Raw genomic sequence first — 25,668 nt, forward strand, 5'->3', positions numbered from 1 at the left:
CTCAAGCCGTGACACCGTGACACACCTCAGAAGCTGTTGTCTTTTCGATCTTGAGAGAGGCGCGTCGAACGGGAGTCCCGATCGGGTGGTCGCCGGGCGCTGGGCGCATATAACAGGGCCTCCTGAACAGCTCGTTGGTGTCTAATCACCGAGCAGCAGGAGCAGGAGGCCCTGGTACAGCAGTCTTGCGTGCCGATGGCCGGGCAGTCCAGCGCGGTCACCTGGGAGTGTGACTGCCTGGCTCACCGGTTCGGAAACGCCGCCGACTACCCGATGCGTGAGCGGCGGTATCCGACGGACATGAAGGACGCGGAGTGGGCCCGGGTCTTGCCGCTGCTTCCGGTGCCGGGCTGGATGTGCGGCCGGGGTGGCCGGCCGGAGGTGTATTGCCACCGGGTGGTGCTCGATGCGATGCGGATCTCGTGGACAACGGGATCAAGTGGCGGGCGATGCCCGTCGACTTCCCGCCATGGGATCGCGTTTACGCATTCTTCCGCCGCTGGCGCGACAACGCCCTGGTCAAGGAGTTCCAAGACCGGTTGCGTGCGAGGGTCCGCGAGGATCTGGGGCGGGGCGCGCAGCCGTCGGCCGGTGTGGTCGACTCGCAGTCCGTCAAGGCGGACGCCGTCGTCGGCGGGGACAGCCGGGGCTTCGACGGCGGCAAGCTTATCAACGGGCGCAAGCGGCACGTCGTGGTCGACACCCTCGGCCTGCTGCTGGGCGTGGTGGTCACCGCCGCGGACACCGGCGACCGCATAGCCGCCTAGGCCCTGCTCGGGCAGGCCGCCGACGTGCACCACCGGCTGGAACTGGTCTGGGCCGACGGCGGCTACACCGGCAGCCTCATCGAGTACTGCCTGGCCACGTTCGCCCTGGTCCTGGCGATCGCCAAACGCAACGCCGACATGCGTGGCTTCGTGGTGCTGCCCAAGCGGTGGATCGTCGAGCGCCGGCCGGATCGCTCGGCCCGTCGGCTGCTGGGGAAGTCGGACCCGCTCGACGCGCAGGCCGGCGCGCGGGCCGTGCTCAGCGGTCGCGCCCGGGCCCGGGCCCGGGCCAAGTCCGGCGACGGCCCGGTGCACAGCGCCCGGATCTTCAAGCTCGCCAAGGACTCCGCGGTTAAGGCCCATACCCAGGCGATCAACCAGCTCAAAGCCGTCCTGGTCATCGCCGATCCCGCACTGCGGGGACGGCTGACCAGCCTCGGTAACGCCGAACTCTTCCGCACCTGCGCGCGCCTCGGCCCACCCGACGATGATGGAGAAGAGGGACGTGGTGGCCCAGGGCCACCCACAGCGCTGCCCGTGAGGTCTTCAACCTGGTCAGACCGGGTTCCCGCGCCCCCGCGTTATAGGGCGTCCACGCAGGGCGGCGGGTGGACCGACGTCGAGAGGGCCGCGCGGGAGCGGATCAGGCTGCAGGCCATGGACCACTTCGAGCGTGGCGGGAAGAACCAGGAGATCACGGCGAGTTCGGCGCCTGGCTGGTCTTCGAGGACGAAGCCGGGCAGTCGCTGACCCCGCCGCGTGCCAGGACCTGGGGCCGCCGGGGCCGCATCCCGGTTGTGCGGGTGCGCGGGCGCGGCTCCGGACGCGTGTCGTTGGCGGGCATGACCTGCTACGGGCCCGGTGAGCGGTCCCGGCTGATCTACGCGATGCGCGAGTACCGCGGGCGCAAGGACGAGCCGAAGGGCTTCGGCTGACGCGACTTCCGCGACCTGCTCGTCCGCGCCCACACCCCAGCTCGGCGGCCCGATCGTGCTCGTGTGGGACAACCTCCGCCTGCACCTGACCAAGACGCTGCTGGCGTTCATCCAGGCGAATTCCCACTGCTCACCGTTTTCCAACTGTCGTCCTATGCACCGGACTTGAACCAGCAGGAAGGCATCTGGTCACTGGTCAAGCGCGACCTCGGCAACCTCGCCGCCGCCGACCTCGGCCAGATCACCCGGGCCGTGAAGCGCCGGCTGAAGCAGATCCAGGACCGCCCGAACCTGGTCGACGGCTGCCTCGCCGAGACCGGGCTGATCGTGGACGGCTGACCGACATCACGAATGCAAGTTTAGTAGTGCACCAAGTCGTTCACGTCTAATCTTGATTAGCACGGATTGCGGTCAGCGGTGTTGATCGGTCCAGGGGAACGCAGGGAGGAACAGCCTGTGGCGGCGCTGAAGACGATCCCGGCCACGTCCACGATCGACGAGATCGCCTCCTGGTGCGATCGCGACGGCGCAGTCATCGTCACCGACCTGGTCGGACCCGAGCTGCTTGACCGGGTCAACCGGGACCTCGACCCGATACTCGACGCGCGAGTGCCCGGCTACGGCTACCTCGACAACCCGGTGGCTCTCGAACAGCAGGGCCGCAACACCCGCCGGCTCATGGGTCTGGCCGCGAAGAGTGACGCCGGCGTCGAGTGCATGACCCACCCGTTGATCCTCGGGTACGCCGACCACGAACTCGGCACGCCGCACGGCGGTTACCAGCTCAACATGGCCCAAGTGATCGAGATCGGGCCGGGTGAGCCGGAGCAGGTCTTGCACGTCGACGAGATTATCTGGCCGAGGTACGTGCGCCCGGTCGACGGTCCGCCGCTGATGTTCTCCTGCATGGTGGCACTGACCGAGTTCACCGAGGAGAACGGGGCGACCAGGGTGGCGATGGGCAGCCACGTGCTCGACGTCGACTGGGAGGCGGCGCCGCGGCCGGAGACCGTACCGGCGGAGATGGCGCCGGGAAGCGGCCTCTTCTTTAAGGGCCGGGTCGCGCACGGCGGGGGAGCGAACCGGACGTCGCAGTGGCGTCGGGGAATGACCCTCACCTACTGTGCGAACTGGTTACGCACCGAAGAGGCGACACCGTTGTCGGTCAGTCTCGAGCGTGCCCGTCAGCTGCCGCGGACGATGCAGGAGCTGCTAGGTTTCAAGTCCGTTTACGGTTCCTACCTCGTCGATACACCGCAGATCATGCTCTGGGCACACGACATGGGAGACGTCGCCACCTTGCTCGAGGTGGACGGCGAATCCCGGTCGTAGCTGAGAACAGGATGCATACCGAGTGGAGAATCGCGATTCGTACGTCGTGGGTCATGTGATCTTCGAGCGCCCCGAGTTGACCGGTCGTGACGTCGCGGTGCGCACCCTTGCCCGAGTGCAACAGGCCGCGCGGCCGGGCAGCGCGGTCGTCTTCGTGTCGGCCACCGACCACCGGGGCTCGCTGGTCGCCGACGGGGGCCTGGCCGCCGTTCCGTTCCCCGCCGGACACGGCTTCGTCCAGTGGCTGCGCGCTGCCCGTGGATTCGCGCGCGTCGATCCCCGAAGGCATGGCGTTACGGTCCTGCACTTCCACGGCTGTCGGGCGGCCTTTCTGCTGGCCCTGCTGCGGACGGCCCGGCGACCCGGATGGAGCGCCCTGCCTGCCGTCTACTCCAACCACGGAATCTTCACCGACACCCCGCAGCACCTGCTCTCGACCGTGGCCGAGGTGATCTGTGCCCGCTGGGCGGACGCCATGACGGCCTGCAACGAAGATCAGGCGGCCACCTTCCGGCGTTTCCAGCGAATCCCGGTGTGGGTCGTCACGAACGGCGCTGACCCGGCCGCTCTCCCGCGGCCGGACTACGACTCCCGGCTTCGCCGGCGGCTCGGCATCCCGGCCGGTGCCCCCGTCGTCAGCTTTGTCGGCCGGCTCTCCCGCGAGAAGCGGCCGGACCTGTTCATAGATGCCTGCCAGCGGATCAGCCAGGTGATTCCAGAAACACACTTTATCCTTGCCGGCGAAGGTGCCGAGCGGGACTGGCTCCGGGAGCGTCTGGCGTCGGACGACCTCACCACAATGCACATGATCGGCTTTGTGCCCGAACCCGCCGAGGTGTACGCGGTCTCCGACCTGCTACTGCACCCTGCAGATTTCGAGGGCATGCCGCTCGTCGTCCTCGAAGCTATGGCCTCTGGTGTGCCGGTGGTAGGAACCGCGGTGGCCGGCCTCGCGGCGATCATCGACGACGACCGCACCGGCGTTCTGGTCGGTGCGGGAGACGCCGACGGATTCGCGAACGCCGCGATCGAGATCCTTCGCTCGCCCAAGAGACGTCGCGAGATGGCGCTCCGGGCGGCCGCCGCCATCCGTTCGAGCCACACGGCCGATCATATGCGGGAAGGCATGGCCAGCATGTACCGCAGTGTCATCGCGAAGACCCCCGGGCACGTCGATGCCGCGACCTGAGGTCTGGGACTGTCACGTCCACCTCGATCCGTCCATCGGCGGCGATCCGCTCGACGGCCCGTGGTGGAACGGGCGGCCGCCGTCGGCGCTGTTCGGCCTTCTCGACACGGTCGGCGTCACCGGCGTCACCGACCTCGACGGAGGCTGGGGGGAGCAGATCCTCCGGGAACGCCTCGACCGCTTCGGCCGGTCGGACCGGTACCGGTGTTTCGGCGGCGTGGCGTGGGACAAGTGGGCGGCCGAGGGTAACCGGTTCGCGGAACGCTCGGCGCACCGGCTTCGGCGCCAGGTGGCTCGTGGTGCTCGAGGACTCAAGATCTCCAAAGCCCTCGGACTGGCGGTGGTTGACGATCGGTCGGAGCTGGTGCCGGTCGACGACCCGCGCCTGGATCCGATCTGGCGGGCCGCCGGCGACCTGGGAGTACCCGTGCTCATCCATACGGCCGATCCGCCACAGTTCTTCGAGCCGTCACCGCCGACCCGGGAGGCCATCCCGGTGCTGGACCCCCATCCCGAATGGCGCGTCGACCCGTCCGCCGGCCTCAGCCGGGACGTGCTGTTCGAGCAGCTCTGCGCGCTGGTCAGACGCCACCGGCGAACCCGCTTCGTGGCCGCCCACCTCGGCAATGTCGGCGACGACCTGGAGCGCCTGGACGCGGCGCTCTCCGAGCATTGCAATCTCGGGGTGGATACCTCGGCCCGCTTTGAGTGGCTCGGGCAGAGCGTCGACGCGGCTCGACGGCTGCTGATCAAGCATTCAGATCGCGTCCTTTTCGGCTCCGACTATCCGCTGTCCGAGCGGCTGTACCGGACCCTGTTCCGGCTCTTCGAATCGCGCGACACCTTCACCCTGGACGGCGCATATACCATGACCGGCGCGGCCGCCGCCGTTGACGGGCTGGGCCTGCCGGGAGAGGTGCTGGAGCGTCTGTACGCCGGTAATCATCATCGCTTGTTGGGACGCGGTCCGTGACCGCGCGGACTGCGCGCGAGCCAGTCTCCCGAGAGCACCCGGGGCGCCCCGTGGAACCGTTGCTGGGTCGCCGGCGTTGCGTGATAAATCCAGGCGTCGACACCGCCGCCGTCCGACCGAACGGGGAGCACGGCTCGAATCACCCGGCAGTACAACCCCGCTCCTCCACTGTCGGCGGTTCCCTCGAGGCGGTCGAGTCTCCGCAGGGTGTCGTCGTAGACCTCGGACCGTAGGAAGATCAGATCCCCGGCGACGCTGCCGTCGCCGTCGCTGACTATCGGGACGTCCTGGGCGTACATAACATGTCCTGGTGCGATCGCCGGAACTGCTTGCCGGTATCGGCCCGCCAGGTAATCATCATGATTGCACTGACCCGGTCTTAAGGTGCCGTAGACGAACACCGGAAGGTTGCTCATCGTGGTGTCCCCTCTGGCTGATCCCACCGGCTCCGCCGAAGGTCCGACACCGCATCCGGACCACCTGTCCATCGTAGCAATCGAAAAATACGAACACTTCTCGGATTTGCCGCGAATTGTTCGGTGCATCGGCAAGGTATCGGCCAAACTCCACTCCACCGGTTTCAACCCGCGCGAGCTCGCGACCAACGGCGACACGACCTCCACCGTGCTGCTGCGCGCGTTGACCCGATGGCCCGACGTGGGCCGGCGGTTGTTGCTGTACTGGGCCGGGCATGGCGAAACCCGCGGCGACGGGCGGCTTTACCTGATCTGCACCGACAGCCTGCCGAAAGCCCTGGCGGCGACGGCGATCTCCGGTCACGCCCTGGGCGAACTGCTGGCCGAGTCGCCCTACGAAGAAGTCGTCGTCGTCGTCGACTCCTGTCACGGTGGTGGCGGCTCGCAGGAGATCGTCGGCGCCTACCGGGGGGTGGTCGAACAACGTCGCTACCCACGCGGCGTCCGCCGGGGCATCGCCGTGATCAGCTCTGCCGGCCGCTTCCAGCAGGCCCGCGAAGGCGCCTTCAGTTCGGCCCTGTTGGCCGTCCTGGACGAGGGTGCGGTGCCGTCCGACCGGTGGCTGTCGTGGACCGACCAGGACAGTCACATCTCTCCGTCGGACCTGGCCGCGGCGATTCGCGAAAAACTGGAATCCGACGGCAGCACCCAGGCGCCGGAGTTCGACATGTTCGGCATGGTGGGACGCTTCTTCCCGAATCCGCGGTTTCGACGCCGCGCGATCGACGAAACCGAGATTGGAGCAGCCACGGACGGCACTTCCGCCGCGAGCCTGCAGGAGTTCCTGACCTTCTACGAGGGTGCCAGCGAGGAGGCGAGCCGGCCGTGGGCGTTCTTCGGCCGGGAGGCCGCGCTCAGCCGCATCAGCGGCTGGGCTGCCGGATCGGCAGGGAACCTCCTGCTGATCACGGGTCCGCCGGGAAGCGGGAAGTCCGCCCTCGCCCGCGAGATCGTTCGGCGAGCGTTGCGCGCCGACACCGACCCAGGTCTCGCCCCCCGGGTCATCGGCGGGGTGAACCTCTCCGGTAAGAGCCTGGTGGACGTGGTAGGCGAATTCGCCCAGATCTTCCCGCCACTCGAGGAGACCACGGACGAGCCAGACGCCAGCGCCATCGTACGGTCGGCCCAGGGCCGCCGGAACGAGGGGATCGTGGTGATCGACGCACTTGATGAAGCGTACGAGCCCGATCTGCACGACATCATCATGACGCTGGTGCAGCCGTTTGCGCGGGCCGGCCACCAGATCCTCGTGTCGTCCCGGATGCACTCCACCGGTCGAGAGGTGGCGTTCCCGCCGCCCACGCTGGCGGCCACCATCGTCGACCTGCTCCAGCCCGACGTCGTCGTCCGGCTCAACGAGGATCCGCTCCAAAAGGTGGCCATCACAAACTTCGTAACCCATCGGCTCCTGACCGCACCCGGGACCTCCTATTCCGGCGACCGCGCCCGCGTGCACGCCCTGGCATCCGAGGTGGCCGACGTTAGCCGCGGAAACTTTCTCCTCGCCCGCGTGCTGGCGGACACCATCCTCGGAAATCCCGGGACATTCGCGGTGGCGTCAATGGCGTTGGACACTCTGCTCCAAGCCGACCTGCATACCGCGTTCGAGGCCGACCTGCGGCGGTTTGGTGACCGCGAAGTCGCCGTTCACGACCTGCTGCGTCCGCTGGCCTGGGCGTACGGCCGAGGGTTGCCGAGCAGCGAGGTGTGGCTGCCGCTGGCGAACGCGCTGGCACCCGGCGCCAGCTACGCCGAGGCCGACCTGGCCTGGGTCGTCTACCACGCCGGCGACTACTTACAGGCGCTCAGCGACGGTGGTCAGACCGTCTACCGTCCGTTCCACGAGGAGTTCGGTGCCTACCTACGGGCCCGGACGCGACTCACCCCGCAGCTGGCTCACGAAATCATCACCGACACCCTGGTTGCCATCGCCGACGCGGACGGGCGTCGCTCGTGGAGCACCGCCAACGCGTACATCCGGGAACACCTGTCCACCCATGCGGCGGCCGCCGAACGCCTGCCCGCTCTCGCCGAGAACTCGCAGTTCATGGTGCACAGCGACCAATACAAACTGGCCAAGGTGATCGGGTACGTCGACCTTCAGCAGAGTCCGCTCGCCCGGCTCTGGTGCAAGGCGAACGACAGGATGGACAACGAGGGCCCGGAACGCCGGGCGGCGCTGATGCAGGCGGCCGCGCTGCTCGACGAGCCCGAGGCGCTGCCTCTGCTGAATACCGCGCTCGATCTTCCGTGGGCCGGCCGCTGGAGCTTGCGCGCCACGGCGCCCGACGGCGCATCGCACCGCGGGACGCCGATTGTCATCGGCCGGGTCGCCGGTCAAGAGCTCGCCATGGCCGCCGAAGGAACTGCCGCCAACATCTGGGAGCTGGCGACGGGCCGGCTGGTTCGGCGCCTGCCCGGCGCCGAGAGCGCCGTACGCGCAGTCGCGGTGGGCGACATCGGCGGGCGGCCGGCGGCCGCCACCGCCACCGCCACCGACGTCCTCTTGTGGGATCTGCACACCGGCCACCTCCTTCGCCGGCTCGTCGGATCGCACGGTGCCATCCACGCGGTGGCAATCGCCGACCTCCACGGCACGACGCTGGCCGTCATAGCCGGAGATGACGACGTCATCCGCGTCCGGGATCTCGACCGCGGCGACACCATCACGACGTTGCCCGGGCCGCACGGCGCCGTGCACGCGCTGGCGGTCGCCGACCTCGACGGCACGATGGTAGCGATCACCGCCGGCGACGACGGCACCGTCCGGATCTCCGACGTGGCCGCCGGCACGACGATCCGTATGCTGAGCGGGCACCGAGGACGAGTCCGGACCGTGACGTCCACCGTCCTCGACGGCGAACCGCTCGTCGTCACCGCCGGAGACGACGGTACGGCCCGGCTGTGGTCGCTGCGGACCGGCGAACCACGCCAGGAGTTCGAGCACTCGCCGAGCCGGGTCGCCTCGGCCGCCGTGCTCCCGGCATTTGGCACACTCCTGGTGGTCACCGGCACCGACGATGGGCAAATTCGCTTCTTCAACGGTAGGACCGGGCGGCTGGCCGGTCGTACCTGGCGCGGGTTCATCGACCGAACCGCGACCACTGGCTTCGTGGTCTGCATCGCCGTGATCGAGCACGGCCGCCGTCGGCTGATCGCGACCGGTAACGACGATGGGATGGTCCGGTTGTGGGACCTAGATAGCGGCCACTTCTCGGGAGCGCTGTCGGCGCACCGGGGCTGGGTCCGATCGGTGGCGACGGGCGTCGTCGGCGGTCGTACGGTCCTCGCGTCGGCTGGCTATGACGAGACCTGCCGACTATGGGATGTCGAAACGCGTTCGCTCGTCGCGACCCTTGACGGACACCGCGGGTGGATCTACTCCGTCTGCATCGGCCGGTTGCGGGGACGGGACGTCGTGGTCACCGCGGCCGAGGACACGACGATCCGCATCTGGGACCCGCAGTCGGGGCGGGAACTGCAGCGGCTCGAAGGGCACCGGGGGTGGATTCGGCAGGTAGCGCTCGGCGCGATCGACGACCGGCCGGTCATCGTCTCGGCCAGCGATGATGGCACCGCGCGGGTCTGGAACCCCCTGGACGGTTCCGTCCTGCTGACCGTCGACGGTCATGAGAACTGGATCGTCAGCGTCGCCCTAGCCGAGGTGTCCGGCCGGGCGGTGCTGGCCACCGCCGGCGACGACGGCGTCGTCCGGACCTGGGACGCCGTCACCGGGGTGGCCCTCGCGACGATCACCGATCACACGGCGTGGACGAGCTCGGTAGCCCTGGGCCGCATCGGCGGGCGATGGCTGCTGGCCTCCGGCAGTGACGACTGCACCGCCGGGCTGTGGGATCCGCTGACCGGGGCCAAGGTGCATCGCTTCGCCCAGCCCGACTGGTGCGGCTTCGTCACTTTCGCAACACATCAGGGCCGCAGTTGCCTGCTCACGGCGGGCGACAAGTTCGCCGTCCGGGTCTGGGACATCGACGGCGGCGGGCTGGTCGACGTGATCGGCGAAGCGCCGCGCGGTCCCCAGCACGTGGCGTTAGCCAACCATTCCGGATCTGTCTACCTGGCGGCGGCCGACGACTACGTGACCCAGGTCGTCGAACTGTTCGTCGAACCCGAGTAGACGGCTGAGAGGAGCGCAATGGACGACAAACTCATCGTCATCATCCCCGGAATCACAGGGTCGGTCCTTCGGCACCGGGACGAGGAAGTCTGGAACCTCTCCCTGAGCGCCCTGTCGCGGGGCTTGACGCGGACCGTCGAGACGATGGACCGTTTGCGCCTGCCCGCCGGCATCGGCGACGAGGAGCCGGACGCCGAAGAGGCGTTGCAGCCGGCCGGGCTAATCTCCGGCTGGCACATCTGGCCCGGCTTCTGGGCCGGGTCGGGGTACGGCCGCTTGGCCTCGATACTCGGCGAACGACTCGGCGAAGTGGCCCGGGTCATGCCGTTCGCGTATGACTGGCGGCTGTCCGTCCGGGTCAATGCGCGTCGGCTCGGACACTTCCTGGACCAGACCGTCGACCGCACGCGCGCTCGCGACGTCACCCTCCTCTGTCACTCCATGGGCGGCCTGATCGCCCGCTACTACCTGGAGGTGCTCGGCGGCCGGGACGGCGTCAACCGGCTGATCACCATCGGCACACCGTTCAGCGGCTCGGTCAAGGCGGTGCGCATGCTGGCTGGCGACATCGGCTTGTCACTCGGGTCGCTGGCCGAGCGGCTGACCGAGGTGGCGCGCACCTTTCCCGCCGTACATCAGCTCCTGCCAACCTACGCCTGCGTCGAAACTGACGGAGACTACCGCCGGCTGGCCGACGTGCCGGTCCCCGGCATTGCTTCGGCCGCTGTCGCGGACGCGGTCCTGCTGAAACGTCAGATCACCGAGGCGATTGCGCGGAACGCCAACCCCAGGCCGTACCAGCTGCACGTCTTCGGAGGTAAAGAGCAGCCCACCGACAATGCCGTCCGCGTCGTCGGCGGCACCCTTCGATACGACCGGCGTCACGGACAGCAGGAGATCAGAGGTGACGGAACGGTTCCGCGCTTCTCGTCCGTCCCCGATGGCTGGCCGGACGACACCGACGCAAGCCTCTTCGCGGCCCGCCACTCCGGACTGCAGAGCAATCGCCGGCTCATCGACCAGCTCATCGACAAGCTAACTGGGATCGAACTGGGCGCGTACATGGACCAGTCGATCAGCCTCAGCCTGGATGTCCCCGAATTCGTCTTGTCGTCGGCGCCGCTGCCAATCGTGGTCAACGCCGAGGACCCCCACCTACTTCTCCGGGCCTACGTTCAAAACGAGTCGAGTGGGCCGCCCGTGCAGCTGACAGAGCTAATCCCGGATGGCCACGGTGGATATTCCTGTCAGCTCGATGTGGTCCCGGGCACCTGGCGCGTAGTCGTCGAGACGGCGTCGAGCTCCCGCCAGGCGCGCATCTCCGAGCTGGTCGTCGCCGCTTGAGCGACTCGGTGCTCTCCTAGCTATTTCGATCTCAAAAGGTCGGTCGGGCGGTCAACGTCGATGCTGCGTCCGTCCGCGGCTGGGTCAGTGAGTCTAGATCGCCGAGTAGCCCGGGGGATCCCACCCCCGGGCCCTCACAGGCGTCTGCAGCATTGGAGCGCCCGCCGCGGCATTGCCGGAGACGGCGGTCGCCAGCCTCTCACGCTTCACCGCCGAGAAATTCACCCTCTTCATCGCGCGGCCGCATTGCTTTGCTGGTCTGGTAGGCGGGTGGCATCGCTACACGCCGCTCGCTGCCGGACGCTGCCCGCAACCCGGCACCTGACCGGGGAGCTAGGGCGTCGTGCCACTGCCCCGGCCTTCCGCTACTCCGTCGGGGCAACGGCTCCGACACCCGGCCTCGCCGGCGCGTGGTGAGGCTGGTGCCGGCCCGACGGCAGGACGGCGCGATGCGGAGCTGGCCGAGGTGGTCGACGAGGCGGTGCTCGGTCTCGGGGCATTACTCGGGTCCAGCCTGAGAGGGACCGGGTGAATCCGTAGCAGGACATGCTGTCGTGGCGCATGGTGCGCCAGGAGTAGTCGGGGTACCAGACATCGTCTGTGTGGTCGACTGTCCTGATGGGCCAGCAGCTTGTTGGCGATGCAGCTCAGGTGGGTTGGCGACGCCTGGTTCTCACAGAGAGGCTCCGGAAGGCCGCTCTGCGAGACGTCAAGAAATCCGTTCGTAGAGGGCGCCCTCCGCCTCGCAGCGCGTTGTGAGACGAACGCGGAGATGGGGGCTGACGCCCCGCTGCGGGCCAGAACGCGTCGGCTGGCCCCGGGTTACCGGCGGCGCATGGTCTCCAGAGCGGCGGCCAGGACGTGGGGATCGTGATGGCCCTTGTGGACGGCGGGCGGGTGCTTGTCGAGCTTGAGGAGTTGGGCCACCGCTGTCCAGGCGGTGCGTACGGAGTACTCGACGGTGAACACGACGTCGTCGGGCACCTCGGCGAACTGTCCGATGAAGGCGAGGTTGACTGATCCATCGGGCACGATCTTGGGCCGGTCGTCGCGGCGGCGGGCCAGGAACTGGCTGGTGATGTATGGCATCACACAGGGCACGACGATCGAGGTCTGAAGGACCCGGGCCGCCGTCGGCTCGTCGAAGTGCAGGTGGTGCAGGACCTCTTCGAGGATTTCGCGCCCGGAGCACATCGTCATGGGCTTGGGTGTGTGGTTGCCGGTGCGGGCGGGGAACAGGCCGTAGCCCCACCAGACCGAGACGCCTTCGGGCTGTTCGCGGTAGACGGGCTGGCGCTGGGCGACGATGGTGAGCAGCCAGTTGGAGTCGGTGAAGGTCATCAGGCCGCCGCGGCCGGTCTCGCGGCCGTTGAACTTCGCCAGGGCGTCGAGGAAGGCGGAATCCTTCGCGGTGACGGTGAACGACTCCCAGCGCGAGTCCTTGACGTGTTTGTCGAAGACGGCCGGGTTGCCGAAGTCGTCGCGTCCCCGGGCCAGTCGGTGCCAGAGCAGCCAGGCGTCCGAGCGATGGGGGTGCGGGGGCGGTGCGCAGGTGTGCGAGCCGAGGCTGGAGGCGTCGGTCATGGAGCCGTTGGTGACCAGGACCAGGTCCTTGGGGGCTACCTCGATCTGTTCGTCACGGCCGCTGCGGGACAGGTATATGCGCTCGACCCTCGTACTGCGGCGGCCCGGCGCGAGGCCGAGGTCGGTGACGTGGGCTCCGGTGTGGATGGTGACGCTCCGTTCGCGCAGCCAGGCGGTCAGGGGCCGCACGATGGAGTCGTACTGGTTGTAGCGGGTGCGGTGGATGCCCGACATGGTGGCGAAGTCAGGGAAGAGGTGGATGAAGCGCCTGAGGTAGCGGCGGAACTCGATGGCGCTGTGCCAGGGCTGGAAGGCGAATGTGGTGCACCACATGAACCAGAAGTTCGTGGTGAAGAAGTGCTCGGCGAAGCAGTCGGTGATCCGCTTGCCGTCCAGGTGCCCCTCGGGGGTTGCCAGGCAGCGGACCAGTTCGAGTCGGTCACGTTCGGAGAAACCCATCGACGTGGTGTCGACGATCTTTCCGTCCCCGTCGACGAGGCGTGCGATGTCGTCCCAGGTGGCATCCTCGTGACCGGCCAGGATCTCCTGGGTCACGGAAACCATGGGGTCGTCGAGGGTGGGAATGGTGGACAGCAGGTCGTAGGTGCAGCGGAACTCGGCCTCGAACATCCGCCCGCCGCGCATGGAGTAGCCGGCGTCGGCGGTGCCGCCCGCGTCCAGGCTGCCGCCGACGTTGCGCTGTTCCTCGAACAGGTGGATGTCCGCTCCGTCGAACCCGCCGTCGCGGATCAGGAACGTGGCCGCGGCGAGCGCCGCTATACCGCTGCCCACCAGATATGCCTTTGCCATCACACAACTCCTCGTTCTCACCTGTTGATCGGGAACCACCGCACGGCATCAGCTTTTCCGGCGACGATGAGCGCCGTCAGTGGGCCGTTGGTCGCCTGTGGGGGCCGAACGGCCCGCGAGGCGATCTCCTGCGTAAGCACAGAGGCCGGCCGGTGAACCGTCACCGGCCGGGCCTGTACTCCCCGGCGCGGCTTCAGGCCCCGTGGAAGTGTGCTGAGCTGTCGCTGCCTGCGGCAGGAGGAGCGGTTGCGGAGCCGTCGCGCCACGGTGGTGCCACCGGCCGGCGGTCGGAGTGTGCGGCCTTGTCGGTCTGGCGGCGCAGCCGGTCCTGGAGTTGGTCGACGACCTCCCGGCCGGTGGCTTCCTCGGCGAGCACGACCACCTGACGCTGTCCGAGGTGCAGGGTGGCCGTCGCTGACCAGGGACGGTCCGCGTGGTTGGCCGAGGCTCTGATGATGTGCACCTCGCCGGTGACAGCGGGCAGTCCCGGCCTGCTCACGACGGCGTCGATCTTCGTGCGGGCGTACGCCAGGGTCTCCGCGTCCACTGCGCCGTCTGAACGCAGCAACACGGTGGGAGTGGTGGCCGGGGTGTCATTCCTGGTCATGTCGGTTCCTCCTGGAGGTGCGGTGGGGGGCTCGATGGTCAGGCCGCGGGGCCGGGCAGCCACAGGTCGGGGCCGAAGACCTCGTAGCGGATGCGCTGTGCCGGAATCCCGGCGCCCAGCAGCTGAGCGCGGACGTCACGCATGAACGGCAGCGGGCCGCACAGGAACACTGTGGCGTTCTCGGGCAGGTCGATGCCGTCGAGGTTCATCAGGCCCTCGCGGGAGCCGGGTTCCTCCGCGCCGGGGTGCTCGTACCAGAAGATTGCGCGGGCGCCCGGCAGTTGGTCGACCAGGTGGCTCGTTTCGGCGCGCAGGGCGTGGTCGGCTGGGGAGCGGTCGGCGTGCAGGACCAGCACCGGGCGGGTCGAGCCGAGGGCGGTGAGATGGGCCAGGATGCTGGTCATGGGGGTGCCGCCGATACCGGCGGAGACGAGGACGACCGCAGTGGTGGCGTCGGCCGGGTCGTCGAGGAACACGTCGCCGAAGGGAGCGGAGAGCGTCAGTTCGTCGCCCGCGTGGATCTGGTCGTGCAGGAGGGTGGAGACCTCGCCGTTCGGTGCGTCGGCGGTGCCGGCGACCCGCTTGACGGTGATGCGCCGCAGCTGTCCCCCCGGGTCGCTGGAGAGGCTGTACTGGCGCAGCTGGTGCACGCCGTCGGCCATGAGGACCCGTACGCTCACGTACTGGCCTGCCCGTGCCTGCGGTGCCGGCTCACCGTCGGCAGGGCGCAGGACGAAGGACACCACGTCCGGGGTTTCGGTGCGGCGCTCGACAACCGTCCACTGCCGCCATACCTTGCCGGGTTCCAGGCCCGCGTCCTGGTAGAGGCGGGCCTCACGGCCGATCAGGGCGCCGGCCATCAGCCAGTACACCTCGTCCCAGGCGGCCGCCACCTCGGGGGTGACCGCGTCGCCGAGGACCTCGGCGATCGCGCCGAACAGGTATTTGTGCACGATCGTGTACTGGTCATCGGTGACGCCGACCGCGGCGTGCTTGTGCGCGATCCGGTCCAGCAAGACGTCCGGGCGGGTGTCGGGGGTGTCGAGCAGCGCGGTCGCGAATCCGGCGATCGAGCCGGCCAGCGCGCGGCGCTGGGCTCCGCTGGCCTGGTTGCCACGGTTGAACATCCCGTCGAGCAGCTCCGGCCGGTCGCGGAACATCGCGTCGTAGAAGCGTGACGTGATCTCGTCGAGCGCTCCTGCCACGGCGGGCAGGGTGGCACGGACCACGGCGGCGGACTCTGTGGACAGCATGAAGCCTCCCGGGCAGGGCTGATGAGGGGAAAGGAGACCGCATCCCACGAGGCGGCCGACCTCTGTCTATCAGGCACCGGGCCGCGCTTCGGCGTCGTTTCGCGGTGCTGGGCGAAGAGGGGCCGACCGGCCCCACCGACTCGGGCGCATCGGCCCAACGGGGCGTCCCGAAGAGAGGGCCGGACGGCGCCGCAGCGATCTCCCAACGGCCCTGCCCGCCGTCGGCGGCGCGAGCGAGCAGCGACAGCGGATGCGTGGGCGCCGACCTGCCACTGGAGAGAAGACTGCCGATTTCCGCGAGCGGGGTGCCATGAAGCCTGCCGCGTCCCGGGTGACCTACTGGTCGCGGCACCACGTCCGGTACGCGGCCACGGCCGTGGGAAGGGTCGGAAAGATGCGCTTGCTCCCGACGGCGTCTGCCAGGCCGTACGCGGTCAGGTCGTCCAGCAGTTCCTGCTTGACGCGAGCGAGAGCGAAGACGATGCCGCGGTGGGCGAGTTCGCGGCGCAGGTCGTCGACTGCGTCCAGGGCGGTGATGTCGACCTCGACATTGGCCTCGGTGTTGAGGACGAACCAGCGGACCGGTTCCCCCTGTTCGTCGACGGCGGCCAGGGCCCGGCGACGGAAGTTCTCCGCATTGGCGAAGAAGAGGGGCGAGTCGTAGCGGTAGACCAGCAGGCCGGGGATGGTGCGGGCCTGGGGGTAGTCGTCGACGTCGTGCATGCCGGCCATGCCGGGTACCAGGCCCTCGACGGCGTCGTGCGGGCGGGCCACCCGGGTGAGCAGTTCGGCCACGGACAGGCCGACGGCGACCAGCACACCGTAGAGGACGTCCAGGGCGAGAACCCCGGCCAGGCAACCGAGCGCCAGCAGGAGTTCCCGGCGGCGGAAGGACGCCAGCCGCCGGAAGCCCGCCAGGTCGATCATGCGGACGGCCGCGTAGACGACGAGCGCGCCGAGGACCGCCGTGGGGGTGCGGGAGAGCAGTGGGCTCAGGAAGAGCAGGACCGCGAGGACGGCCGCTCCGGCGACCAGTGAGTACGCCTGGCTGCGCCCGCCCGCCGAGGAGGCGAGGGCGGTGCGGCTGGCGCTGCTGCTGACCGGGAAGCCGTGCAGCATGCCCGCGCCGAGGTTGGCCGCGCCCAGGGCGAGGAACTCCTGGTTGGGGTCGAGTGCGGGACTTTCGTCGTCGCGCGGGGTGAAGGCCCGCGCGGTGAGGACGAAGTCGGTGTAACCGACCAGGAGGACGCCCAGGGCGGGGAGCAGCAGGTGTGGCAGCTCGGCCAGGTCCGGCAGGGCCAGGGCGGGCAGGCCCGACGGGACGTCGCCGATGACCTTGATGCCGTATCGGTCGTCCAGGTCGAACAGGGACACGGCAGCCGTACCGAACACCACGACCAGCAGGGGGGCGGGGACGGTGCGCAAGAAGTGGGCCACCGTGAACAGGACGCCGAGCGCTACCCCGGCGAACAACACCGTGGACACGTGGATCCGCGACAGGTGCCGTACGAAGGACCACAGTTGGGGGAAGAAGGCCGACCCTGTCGTGCGCACCCCGGTCAGTTTGGGAAGCTGGTCCACGATCATGATCAGTGCCACCCCCGCCAGATAGCCGATCAGCACCGGCCGGGACAGCAGATCCGCGACGAAGCCGAGCCGCGCCGCCCATGCCAGCACGCACAGCAGTCCGACCGCGATCGCGAGGGTGGCGGCCAGCGTTACGTAACGGGCCGGGTCTCCGGCAGCGAGCGGCCCGACCACTGTCGCCGTCATCAGTGCGGTCGTCGACTCCGGCCCGACCGAGAGCAGGCGGGAGGAGCCGAGCAGGGCGTACAGGGCGAGGGCGGGCAAGATGGCCCACAGCCCGGCGACCGGCGGCAGGCCGGCCACCCCCGCGTACGCCATCACCTGGGGCACGAGATACGCCGCCACGGTCATTCCGGCCAGGACGTCACCCTTCAGCCACGAGCGACGATAGCCGAGCAGCGCACCGAGCCCGGGTAGCAGCAGGCGCCACCGCACAGTACGGCCGGCCGAGCTCTGGGACATGATCCTCCTTTAGCCGAAAGGTCTCAGGATCCTTTGCGACCCTGGCCCACTGCGAGATATCGAACGGCCCTGAGGGGTCTCATCGGCCGGGAGGTTCTGCCGGGCGACGCGTTCGGGCGAGCGACAGTCAACACGTCCTGCGGAAGGGGACACACGTGTGCCCCCTGACCGGAGCCGGCGTGGCCGGGCGGCGGCTCGGGTTGCTGAATCGGCCCTGCTCGGCATGGACTTGGCTCTGCTTGCGTGCGTTCGCTCAATTGCCGTCCACGGCGTCGCGAGGCCGCGTCGGCGCGGACACCACTCGGGCGCATGGGGCCTGTCGGCCCCAGACCGGGGGACCTGTGGTCTCTGCATCCCGGCCTCGCCCTGGTACCACCCTGGGGATCGGAACACCGATTCAGGAGGTGGACACCATGTCCCGCAACGTCACTTTGGGCCTCGACGGCTCGCCGGAGAGCCGCGCGGCTGCCGAGTGGGCGGCCCGGGAGGCGAAGCTGCGCGGCCTGCCGCTGCGGCTGGTGCACGTCTGGGAACCCGTCCCGGAGCCCATGGCGCAAGCCCCCCTTCTGGGCGCCGAGACCCAAGCGCACTGGAGTGAACGGATCCCGCGCGAGACGGCCGAGGGACTCCGCCTGCGCCACCCCGGGGTGGACGTGGAGATGGAACAGATCTCCGGCAGGCCGGCGGATGTGTTGGCGCAGGCGTCGAAGGACTCTGGACTGCTGGTCCTCGGCTCGCGCGGGCTGAGCGGGATCGGGGGATTCCTCGTCGGGTCCGTGGGCATGGCCGTGATCGCGCACACCGACACCCCCGTCGTCCTCGTACGGGCCGGGCAACAGGCCGCCGACGAGCACGAGAAGGACCCCGCCGGCATCCCGTCCGCCGCCACCGCGTACCGGCCCGTGGTGCTCGGCCTCGACATCAGCCACCGCGATGACACGGTGATCGCCTTCGCCTTCGAGGAGGCCGCCCGCCGCGGCACCACGCTGAGGGCTGTCCACGGCTGGAACCTTCCGCCCTACTTCGCCTACGGCCTGCCCGCCGACCCCGACCTCAACACCGAACTGGGCCGGCAGGACGCCGCCGAACTGACCGAAGTGCTGCGCCCCTGGCGGCAAAAGTACCCAGACGTCGAGGTCGTCGAGGAGTCCCGGTCCGGCAGCCCCGCCAACCACGTCATCGACGCCTCCCGTGAGGCATCCCTCGTCGTCGTCGGCCGCCGTCGCCGCCGCAGCCCGTTCGGCGCTCACATCGGAACCGTCACCCACGCGGTACTGCACCACGCCGCCGCCCCCGTCGCCATCGTCGCGCACGACTGAACGCACTCTTTACAGGAGCGGAGATCATGAACGCAGCAGTCGAGCCACCCCTCGGCGAGCCCGTGGTCGTGGGCGCCGACGGTTCCGAGCCGAGCCTGCGAGCCGTCGACTGGGCGGCCGACGAGGCCGTGCTGCGCGGGGTGCCATTGCGGGTGGTGTACGCCTGCCTGTGGGAAAGGTACGAGGGTGCCGCCCTCGCCCACGACATCGGCAAGCCGACCGCGCTGCCCCTGGCCCAGGACGTCGTGGGCGCCGCCGCTCAGCGGGCACGCGACCGGCATCCCGGCCTGCGGGTGAGTGCCGATGTGGTGTTCGAGGAGCCGGAGTACGCCCTGGTCCGCGAGGCCCGGCACGCCTGCGCGCTGGTCGTGGGCAGCCGCGGCCGCAGTGGCATCGCCGAGATGCTGCTCGGCTCCGTCAGCCTGGCCGTTGCCGCCCATGCCGACTGCCCGGTGATCGTGCTGCGCGGCGGCCACGACAACCAGGCGATCCCTCCGGTCCACGGGCGGGTCGTCGTGGGCGTCGGCAAGGATGCCAAAGAGCCGGCGGCGGTGCGGTTCGCCGCCAAGGAGGCTCGGCGACGCGGCGTGCCTCTGGAGGCCGTACGGGCCTGGCGCTGCCCCGCGCACGAGTCCACCGATCACCCGCTGCTATCCGGCGAACCCGCCCGGCTGCACGAGGAGTGGGCCGTTGAGGAACTTCAAGCGGCGCTGCAGGACCTCCCGCCGGACGCCGATGTGCACCGGCGCACCGTCGAGGGCCACGCCCACCGGGCGCTGGCGGACGCCTCGCACAGTGCTGACCTCCTGGTCGTCGGTGCCACGCGCCGCGAGGGGCACCTCGGCCTCCAACTCGGCCGAGTCGCCCACGCCGTGCTGCACCACTCCGCCTGCCCGGTCGCCGTCGTACCGCACCAGGCGCACGACGCCTGACTAGCACCTCAGAGGCTTGCCGCGTGATCGGGGACATAGGGCTGCAGATCGCGCGGCGGGCGCTCATAGCCCGTCGACGGCGGCCGTTCCGGCAGCTCTAGCACCGGCGGTGGCACCTAGCGGTACAGGCGTCATGGCCGGGGAATAGGCGGCAATCTGCCGGCCGCCGGGGTGGCCGACCGGCGAACCTTGGGCCGACTGGCCCTCACCTCGCCCCCGGACAGCCCATGGGACCACCCCCCGATCCGCCGGATGCTCGAAGCGTTAAAAGGTTTGGAGGAGTCCCGCGATGACGCACGACGTGACCGACCGACCCCCCGTCCACGCCTTGCTCGCGGACGGCACCACTGTGTGCATCCGTCCCGCGATGCCCGGCGACCACGACCAGCTGGAGGGTTTCTACGAGGAGATGTCTCCGGAGAACCTGCGCCTGCGGTTCTTCGCCGCGAGCCACCGGTCGGCCCGTCTGGCCGCCGACCGGGCCTGCGCCCGGGCGCACCCCGGCTACCGGGCGCTGCTGGCCGAGACGCAGGGCCGGGTGATCGGCCTCGCCGAGTACGACACCGGGGATGACAAGGACACGGCGGAGATCTCCATCGCCGTCGCCGACGGACTGCACCACCGGGGCGTCGGCACTCTCCTCCTGGAGCACCTCGTCTCGGCCGCCCGCACGGAGGGCATCACCACCCTCACCGCCGACGCGCTCAGCGAGAACCACGAGGTGCTGAGGCTCTTCGCCGACCTCGGCCTGCGTACCGCCCGCCGCTTCGAGGGCCCGGAGGTGCGCTGCGCCATCGCCCTCGACCAGAGCGACACCTACCTGACGGCCGTCGAGGAACGCGGCCGGGCCGCCAACGTCGCAAGCCTCCGGCCGCTGCTGCAGCCGCACGTGGTGGCCGTCGTCGGCGCTGGACGCAAGCCGGGCTCGGTGGGCCGGGCGGTCCTGCACCAGCTGCACGCGGGCGGCTTCACCGGGCGGCTGTTCGCGGTGAACCCCACCGCGCACTCGATCTTCGGCGTGCCGACCTACCCGTCCGTCAGCGCCCTGCCCAAGACACCCGACGTGGCCGTCGTCGCCGTACCCGCCGCCGCGGTCCCGGAGACCGCCGAGGAGTGCGGTAAGGCGGGCGTACGGGCCCTGCTCGTCGTCACGGCGGGCCTGGACGCCGACCAGGCGCACGCCCTGCTGGCGGCCTGCCGCTCGTACGGCATGCGGCTCGTCGGACCCAACTGCCTCGGCATCTCCAACACCGCCCCCGAACTCCGCCTCGACGCCACCTTCGCCGCCGGCCACCCGCGCCCAGGCACCGCCGGAGTCGCTGTTCAGTCCGGCGGCGTGGGCATCGCCCTGCTCGACGGGCTGTCCCGGCTCGGCATCGGCGTCTCCTCCTTCGCCTCCCTCGGCGACAAGTACGACGTCAGCGGCAACGACATGCTCCAGTGGTGGGAGAGCGACGGCCGCACCGACCTCGCCCTGCTGCACCTGGAGTCGTTCGGCAGCCCGCGCGCGTTCTCCCGCACCGCCCGGCGCGTCACCCGCCGCATGCCGGTGCTGACCGTCGACGCCGGACGTACCGACGCGGGCCGGCGCGCCGCCGCCTCCCACACCGCCGCTGCCGCCACCCGCACCATGACGCGCGGCGCGCTGTTCACCCAGGCCGGCATCACCGCCACCCGCTCGGTCGGCGAACTCCTCGAGACCGCCGCGCTGTTGCACTCCCAGCCGCTGCCCGCGAGCAGCCGAGTGGTGATCGTCACCAACGCGGGCGGAGCCGGCGTCCTGGCAGCCGACGCCTGCGCCGAGGCCGGGCTGTCGCTGCCGGCCCCGACCTCCGAGCTGATCGACGACCTGCTCGCGGTCCTGCCGGACGGGGCTGCGGTGGGCAACCCGGTCGACGCCACCGCGGCCGTCGCGGAGGAGCAGCTCACCGAGTGTGTGGAGCGGATCATGCGCCATGGCGGCGTCGATGCCGTCCTCGTGGCCCTCGTGCCCACCGCGGTCGCCGCGGCGACCGGCGACGACCTCGTCCGGGCCCTCACCCGAGCCTCTGGCCGACGGCCCAAGCCGCTCGTGGCGGTACGGCTCGAACAGGGTTTGCCCGTCGAGCTGCTGCCCGCCGCTGATGGCGGCACCGTCCCGGCGTACGCCGAACCCCAGGCGGCGGCACGGGCGTTGGCCCACGCTGCCCACCGCGCGGCCTGGCTCGCCCGGCCCGCCGGGACCGTACCCGACCTCGACGGCGTCGATGGGAAGCGTGCCCACGCGGTCGTCGAGGACTACCTCGCCGCACACCCGGACGGTGGCTGGCTCGAACCAGGCACCTGCGCCGACCTGCTGGCCTGCTATGGCATCCCGCAGATCCCGTGGGCGTGGGCCGAGACCGAGGACGAGGCTGTGCTGGCCGCCGACCGGCTGCGCGGCGTCGACGGCCGCGTGGTCATGAAGGCCCACTGGCCCGGGCTGGTGCACAAGAGCCAGCAGCACGCCGTCCATCTCGACCTGCGCGGCGATTCCGGGATTCGGGCCGCCTTCCGTGATCTGGAGACCCGCTTCGCCGGGCTGATGACCGGCGTCGTGCTGCAGCCGCTCGCCGCCCGTGGCACCGAGCTGTTCGCCGGCGTCGTCCAGGACCAGGTCTTCGGCCCGCTCGTCCTGTTCGGGCTCGGCGGCACGGCCACGGAGGTACTGGCCGACCACGCGGCCCGGCTCGCCCCGCTCACCGACCACGACGTGCACGACCTGATCACAGCCCCGCGCTGCGCCCCGCTCCTGTTCGGCGCGCAGGGCAACGGCCCCGTCGACCTCGCGGGCCTGGAGCAACTACTGCTGCGGCTGTCCCGCATGACGGCGGACCTGCCACAGCTTGCTGAAGCCGACTTCAACCCGGTCCTCGCGACACCGGGCGGCGTCACCGTGCTCGACGCGCGGATCCGCCTGGTGCCGTGCAGGGCCCAGGACCCGTACCTGCGCCGGCTCCGCTGAGTGAAGCCGAGGAGGGAACAGACATGAAGCACAACAAGGTCGGTTCCGTGATGACCACGGACGTCGTCCGCGCTGAGTACGGCACCCCGTTCAAGGAGGTCGCGCGGCTGCTCGCGGCCCACCGGATCAGCGGACTGCCGGTGGTCGACGAGGACGACAAGGTCATCGGCGTCATCTCCGAAACGGACCTGATCGCACGCCAGGCCGCCACCTCAGAACAGTACGAACCGCGCCGCCGCTTCACGTTCCCCGGGCTGACGCGCGTGGCCCGACGGCAGGCGGCGAAGGCGAACGCCCGCACCGCCGGCCGGCTCATGACCGAGCCGCCCATAACCGCCCACGCCGACGACACCATCGTCGAGGCCGCCCGCACCATGGCCCAGCACCAGGTGGAACGGCTGCCGGTGCTCGACGAGGAGGACCGGCTGGTCGGCATCGTCACCCGCCGGGACCTGCTCCAGGTCTTCCTGCGCCCCGACAAGGAAATCCGCGAGGAGGTGATCGACGACGTATTGGTGGGCACCCTGTGGCTGGCTCACCGCGGCATCGACGTGTCCGTGGTGGAGGGCGTTGTCACACTCACCGGGCACACGGAACGCAAGAGCGAGACGGAGATCGCCTTGTCGATGACCCGCCGGATCGACGGCGTGGTCGGCGTGGTCGACAAGCTCACCTACCGGCTGGACGACGCGCACCTGCCCACTCCGGAACAGGCGCTGCACGGTGTGGCCGACGACTGGCTGCGCCGATTGTGAGAGGAGGCGTATCGCCATGACCAGCACGGTGTTGGTCACCTACGGGACGACGAACGGATCGACGGTGCAGATCGCCGAGACCATCGCCGACGTCCTGGGCAAGTACGGGTTGACGGTCGAGGTTATTCCGGCCCCATCCGTCGCGAGTGTGGCGTCGTACGACGCCGTGGTGGTCGGTGGCGGACTGTACGCGGGACGCTGGCACAAGCACGCCCGCCGGTTCCTGCGTCGGCACCGTCGCGACCTGGCCGAACGCCCGCTGTGGCTGTTCAGCAGCGGCCCGCTCGACGCCTCGGCCTCGGAGCGGGACATCCCGCCCGTACCCGGGGTGAGGAAGGCCATGGCCGAGCTCGACGCCAGGGAACACGTCACCTTCGGTGGCTGTCTGGAGGAGGGTGCGAAGGGCTGGGTCGCGCGGATGATCCTCCGCAACGGAAAGGGCGGGGACTTCCGCGACTTCACCGCGATCGAGACATGGGCCGCTCACGTTGCCGACGAGCTGACGCACATGAATGCGTGACGCTGTCGGGGATCGTGGCAGCCACGAGATGGAGAAGGCGCTGACTTTGGGCTCGCTGGTGTACAGCGATGTGAAGTTCCCTGTTCAGCGGCCTGCGGAGGCAGCTCCGCGAGGCTGCGGCCCCTCGGCGCCTGCCGTCCCGACCGCGACCACACGGATCTCGTACTGGGTGGCCGCCGCGAGGCCATCGCCGGGGCCATCGCGCCCATCAGCGGCGACTCGGACGGCAGATCGGACACCGCCTCCACCCCGCCGGAGTGCTCGGAGACAATTTTGTCTTCCGGCCCGCTGCTGCCCGAACGCCACTGTGGTGGCTGCTGTGACAGGTGATGAGAGGGTGACCGGCGGTTTTCGAACCCCGAGTTGAAATCTCGCATGCCGTCGGTCTGGCTTCCGGGCCCGGGTACCGAGGTCGACTACGCCCGAATGAGTGACGGCTTCGTGCTTCCCGGATGATCTGATCTGTCGGGGGAAGACGGAAGGAATCTCAAGAACCGAGCCGCCGGAGACCGTGATGGCGCATCCCCGCGAGCGGGACTGCGGGCCCTTTGACGATGACGGCAGTCTCCGGATGGCGGAGCAGGCCAGAGATGTGGCCCGCGGGTTCTTGTCCGCTGCCGCGCCGGAGGGTGGGAATGCGCTTGACGCGGTGCTGCTGGTGGTGTCGGAGCTGTTCACGAACGCGATGCGGCATGCTGGCGGGGTGACCGGGTTCCGGCTGGAGGCCGGGCCGGGAACGGTGGCGGTCACGGTCCACGATGCCCGCCCCGTTCCGCCGCGTCCTTTGCCGCTGGATGCCACCAGGCCGGGCGGATTCGGCTGGCATCTGGTGCAGGAGCTGTCGGTGGACGTGCGGGTCGACGTCTCGGCGGCGGGCAAGACGGTGACCGCCGTCGTGCCATGCCCCACCGGTGTCGCCCCGCGCGGCTGAACGGCTGCCGCCGGAGCGTGAACGTGCGATCCCGTCACTGTGCGATGAAGCGCAAGTCGTGCGCGTCCGAAGCGCGCATCCTGTGAACGCCGGTCATTTGTCTGCACGGTCGAGCAGCGCGGTGACCCGGCTGGCCAGCTCGCGCGGGCTGAATGGCTTGATGATGTAGTCGTTGGCGCCGGCCGCGAAGCCCCCTCGATGTCCCCTTCCTGGGACCTGGCGGTGATCAAGATGACAGCAAGCGTCGCTCTCGGGTGCAGCGCGAAGCTCCCGGCAGACGTCCAGGCCCGACATCCCTGGCATCCGGATGTCCAGCGGCGCCAGGTCCACCGTGTTCTCGCGTGCCGCCCGGAGCGCCGCTGTGCCGTCGTCCACGGCCGTGACCTGATGACCGCTCTGGGTAAGCTTCAGCGTCACAAGATCCCGGATGTCCGTGTCGTCGTCGGCCACGAGGACATGAGCCATTACTCCTCCAGGGCGATGCAAGCAGTCACTTTTGCCGCATATAACCCACTGCCCCCAGTCGCGAGCGTAAGGGGTGGGCGACGCGGCGGCGAGGATTGTCAGGCGGCCGTCGGCGCGGCCGGCGCGATCGGGTCTCGCCGTGGCACCGCGATGACTTGACGGCGGGGAGCATGGCGAAGCCGGAGGCGTCCGGAACGCGACGGCGAGAGCGGCGACAGCGCCGGCCTGGGCAGAGTCACCGCGTGCGGGAGGAACTCGGCGCGGCCTGGCCTGTCCCGACGTAGACCGAACTCGCTCTGCTCTGGAAGG

The 25,668-nt window shown here is 69.7% G+C and carries 19 protein-coding genes and 2 pseudogenes; 14 read left to right on the top strand and 7 right to left on the bottom strand.

Annotated elements, in window-relative coordinates; all coding sequences use genetic code 11:
* Positions 1-422 precede the first annotated feature (422 nt).
* The 6 genes and pseudogenes from QF032_RS30850 to QF032_RS30875 all read left to right on the top strand — a co-directional run bounded on the left by QF032_RS30850 (position 423) and on the right by QF032_RS30875 (position 5,196).
* Positions 423-767 carry a transposase gene (locus QF032_RS30850; RefSeq protein WP_307058338.1) on the top strand — a complete coding sequence of 115 codons (345 nt, stop codon included), beginning with the start codon at positions 423-425 and terminating at the stop codon, positions 765-767.
* A 24-nt stretch (positions 768-791) separates the two neighbouring features.
* A complete protein-coding gene (locus QF032_RS30855) occupies positions 792-1,517 on the top strand; it encodes a hypothetical protein (RefSeq protein ID WP_307058340.1) in 726 nt (241 codons plus the stop codon).
* A pseudogene (locus QF032_RS40930) lies at positions 1,478-2,041 on the top strand (transposase); the annotation flags it as partial. The gene QF032_RS30855 and the pseudogene QF032_RS40930, both read left to right, overlap by 40 nt.
* 117 nt (positions 2,042-2,158) lie before the next feature.
* A complete protein-coding gene (locus QF032_RS30865; protein ID WP_307058344.1) occupies positions 2,159-3,034 on the top strand; it encodes a phytanoyl-CoA dioxygenase family protein in 876 nt (291 codons plus the stop codon).
* A gap of 22 nt (positions 3,035-3,056) precedes the next feature.
* Positions 3,057-4,223 carry a glycosyltransferase family 4 protein gene (locus QF032_RS30870; protein WP_307058347.1) on the top strand — a complete coding sequence of 389 codons (1,167 nt, stop codon included), beginning with the start codon at positions 3,057-3,059 and terminating at the stop codon, positions 4,221-4,223.
* The gene (locus QF032_RS30875) at positions 4,210-5,196 is read left to right on the top strand and encodes an amidohydrolase family protein (protein WP_307058349.1); all 987 of its coding nucleotides are present in this window, start codon (positions 4,210-4,212) and stop codon (positions 5,194-5,196) included. The genes QF032_RS30870 and QF032_RS30875 overlap by 14 nt, the downstream gene beginning before the upstream one ends.
* Here the strand turns inward: QF032_RS30875 and QF032_RS30880 are convergent.
* Positions 5,169-5,684, bottom strand: coding sequence for a gamma-glutamylcyclotransferase family protein (locus QF032_RS30880; RefSeq protein ID WP_307058351.1), 516 nt, complete (start codon positions 5,682-5,684; stop codon positions 5,169-5,171). The genes QF032_RS30875 and QF032_RS30880 overlap by 28 nt on opposite strands.
* On the opposite strand from QF032_RS30880, the gene QF032_RS30885 reads away from it, so the two are divergent.
* Together QF032_RS30885 and QF032_RS30890 are read left to right on the top strand one after the other, a co-directional pair.
* Positions 5,614-9,807 (top strand): caspase family protein, encoded by a 4,194-nt coding sequence (locus QF032_RS30885; protein WP_307058353.1) that lies wholly within the window; start codon positions 5,614-5,616, stop codon positions 9,805-9,807. The genes QF032_RS30880 and QF032_RS30885 overlap by 71 nt on opposite strands.
* 18 nt (positions 9,808-9,825) lie before the next feature.
* On the top strand, positions 9,826-11,151 hold the full coding sequence (locus QF032_RS30890; protein WP_307058355.1) for an esterase/lipase family protein: 1,326 nt from the start codon (positions 9,826-9,828) through the stop codon (positions 11,149-11,151).
* 822 nt (positions 11,152-11,973) lie between these two features.
* Here QF032_RS30890 and QF032_RS30895 read toward each other — a convergent pair.
* The 4 genes from QF032_RS30895 to QF032_RS30910 form a co-directional block, all read right to left on the bottom strand.
* Positions 11,974-13,545 (bottom strand): oleate hydratase, encoded by a 1,572-nt coding sequence (locus tag QF032_RS30895; protein WP_307058358.1) that lies wholly within the window; start codon positions 13,543-13,545, stop codon positions 11,974-11,976.
* Positions 13,546-13,738: 193 nt separating this feature from the next.
* A complete protein-coding gene (locus QF032_RS30900) occupies positions 13,739-14,152 on the bottom strand; it encodes a hypothetical protein (protein WP_307058360.1) in 414 nt (137 codons plus the stop codon).
* A 38-nt stretch (positions 14,153-14,190) separates the two neighbouring features.
* Positions 14,191-15,405: a globin domain-containing protein gene (locus tag QF032_RS30905; RefSeq protein WP_307058362.1), complete on the bottom strand. Its 1,215-nt coding sequence runs from the start codon at positions 15,403-15,405 to the stop codon at positions 14,191-14,193.
* Between the two features lie 336 nt (positions 15,406-15,741).
* Positions 15,742-17,454: a SulP family inorganic anion transporter gene (locus QF032_RS30910; RefSeq protein WP_307058364.1), complete on the bottom strand. Its 1,713-nt coding sequence runs from the start codon at positions 17,452-17,454 to the stop codon at positions 15,742-15,744.
* A gap of 413 nt (positions 17,455-17,867) precedes the next feature.
* Here QF032_RS30910 and QF032_RS30915 point away from each other — a divergent pair, with 413 nt between their 5' ends.
* Together QF032_RS30915 and QF032_RS30920 are read left to right on the top strand one after the other, a co-directional pair.
* On the top strand, positions 17,868-18,773 hold the full coding sequence (locus QF032_RS30915) for a universal stress protein (RefSeq protein WP_307058366.1): 906 nt from the start codon (positions 17,868-17,870) through the stop codon (positions 18,771-18,773).
* 26 nt (positions 18,774-18,799) lie between these two features.
* Entirely contained in the window at positions 18,800-19,705 is a 906-nt protein-coding gene (locus QF032_RS30920) for a universal stress protein (RefSeq protein ID WP_307058368.1), read from the top strand.
* An 8-nt stretch (positions 19,706-19,713) separates the two neighbouring features.
* On the opposite strand, the pseudogene QF032_RS30925 reads toward QF032_RS30920, so the two are convergent.
* Positions 19,714-19,821, bottom strand: a pseudogene (locus QF032_RS30925) (polyphosphate kinase 2); the annotation flags it as partial.
* A 173-nt stretch (positions 19,822-19,994) separates the two neighbouring features.
* Between QF032_RS30925 and QF032_RS30930 the strand changes: the two are divergent.
* The 4 genes from QF032_RS30930 (at position 19,995) to QF032_RS30945 (ending at position 24,894) form a co-directional block, all read left to right on the top strand.
* Positions 19,995-22,688 carry a bifunctional acetate--CoA ligase family protein/GNAT family N-acetyltransferase gene (locus tag QF032_RS30930; RefSeq protein ID WP_307058369.1) on the top strand — a complete coding sequence of 898 codons (2,694 nt, stop codon included), beginning with the start codon at positions 19,995-19,997 and terminating at the stop codon, positions 22,686-22,688.
* Between the two features lie 23 nt (positions 22,689-22,711).
* The gene (locus QF032_RS30935; protein ID WP_307058372.1) at positions 22,712-23,443 is read left to right on the top strand and encodes a CBS domain-containing protein; all 732 of its coding nucleotides are present in this window, start codon (positions 22,712-22,714) and stop codon (positions 23,441-23,443) included.
* Positions 23,444-23,459: 16 nt separating this feature from the next.
* The gene (locus QF032_RS30940) at positions 23,460-23,963 is read left to right on the top strand and encodes a flavodoxin domain-containing protein (protein WP_307058374.1); all 504 of its coding nucleotides are present in this window, start codon (positions 23,460-23,462) and stop codon (positions 23,961-23,963) included.
* 514 nt (positions 23,964-24,477) lie between these two features.
* A complete protein-coding gene (locus QF032_RS30945; RefSeq protein ID WP_307058376.1) occupies positions 24,478-24,894 on the top strand; it encodes an ATP-binding protein in 417 nt (138 codons plus the stop codon).
* Positions 24,895-24,987: 93 nt separating this feature from the next.
* On the opposite strand, the gene QF032_RS30950 is transcribed toward QF032_RS30945, so the two are convergent.
* Positions 24,988-25,344, bottom strand: coding sequence for a response regulator transcription factor (locus QF032_RS30950; RefSeq protein ID WP_307058379.1), 357 nt, complete (start codon positions 25,342-25,344; stop codon positions 24,988-24,990).
* Between the last annotated feature and the right edge of the window lie 324 nt (positions 25,345-25,668).

Origin of the sequence: Streptomyces achromogenes, assembly GCF_030816715.1 — a bacterium.
Taxonomy (GTDB): Bacteria; Actinomycetota; Actinomycetes; order Streptomycetales; family Streptomycetaceae; genus Streptomyces; species Streptomyces achromogenes_A.

Coding starts and splice junctions, on each gene's coding strand:
- QF032_RS30875 (WP_307058349.1), top strand. CDS start 4,210: ATGCCGCGACCTGAGGTCTGGGACTGTCACGTCCACCTCGATCCGTCC.
- QF032_RS30880 (WP_307058351.1), bottom strand. CDS start 5,684: ATGGACAGGTGGTCCGGATGCGGTGTCGGACCTTCGGCGGAGCCGGTG.
- QF032_RS30890 (WP_307058355.1), top strand. CDS start 9,826: ATGGACGACAAACTCATCGTCATCATCCCCGGAATCACAGGGTCGGTC.
- QF032_RS30895 (WP_307058358.1), bottom strand. CDS start 13,545: ATGGCAAAGGCATATCTGGTGGGCAGCGGTATAGCGGCGCTCGCCGCG.
- QF032_RS30900 (WP_307058360.1), bottom strand. CDS start 14,152: ATGACCAGGAATGACACCCCGGCCACCACTCCCACCGTGTTGCTGCGT.
- QF032_RS30905 (WP_307058362.1), bottom strand. CDS start 15,405: ATGCTGTCCACAGAGTCCGCCGCCGTGGTCCGTGCCACCCTGCCCGCC.
- QF032_RS30910 (WP_307058364.1), bottom strand. CDS start 17,454: ATGTCCCAGAGCTCGGCCGGCCGTACTGTGCGGTGGCGCCTGCTGCTA.
- QF032_RS30915 (WP_307058366.1), top strand. CDS start 17,868: ATGTCCCGCAACGTCACTTTGGGCCTCGACGGCTCGCCGGAGAGCCGC.
- QF032_RS30920 (WP_307058368.1), top strand. CDS start 18,800: ATGAACGCAGCAGTCGAGCCACCCCTCGGCGAGCCCGTGGTCGTGGGC.
- QF032_RS30930 (WP_307058369.1), top strand. CDS start 19,995: ATGACGCACGACGTGACCGACCGACCCCCCGTCCACGCCTTGCTCGCG.
- QF032_RS30935 (WP_307058372.1), top strand. CDS start 22,712: ATGAAGCACAACAAGGTCGGTTCCGTGATGACCACGGACGTCGTCCGC.
- QF032_RS30940 (WP_307058374.1), top strand. CDS start 23,460: ATGACCAGCACGGTGTTGGTCACCTACGGGACGACGAACGGATCGACG.
- QF032_RS30945 (WP_307058376.1), top strand. CDS start 24,478: ATGGCGCATCCCCGCGAGCGGGACTGCGGGCCCTTTGACGATGACGGC.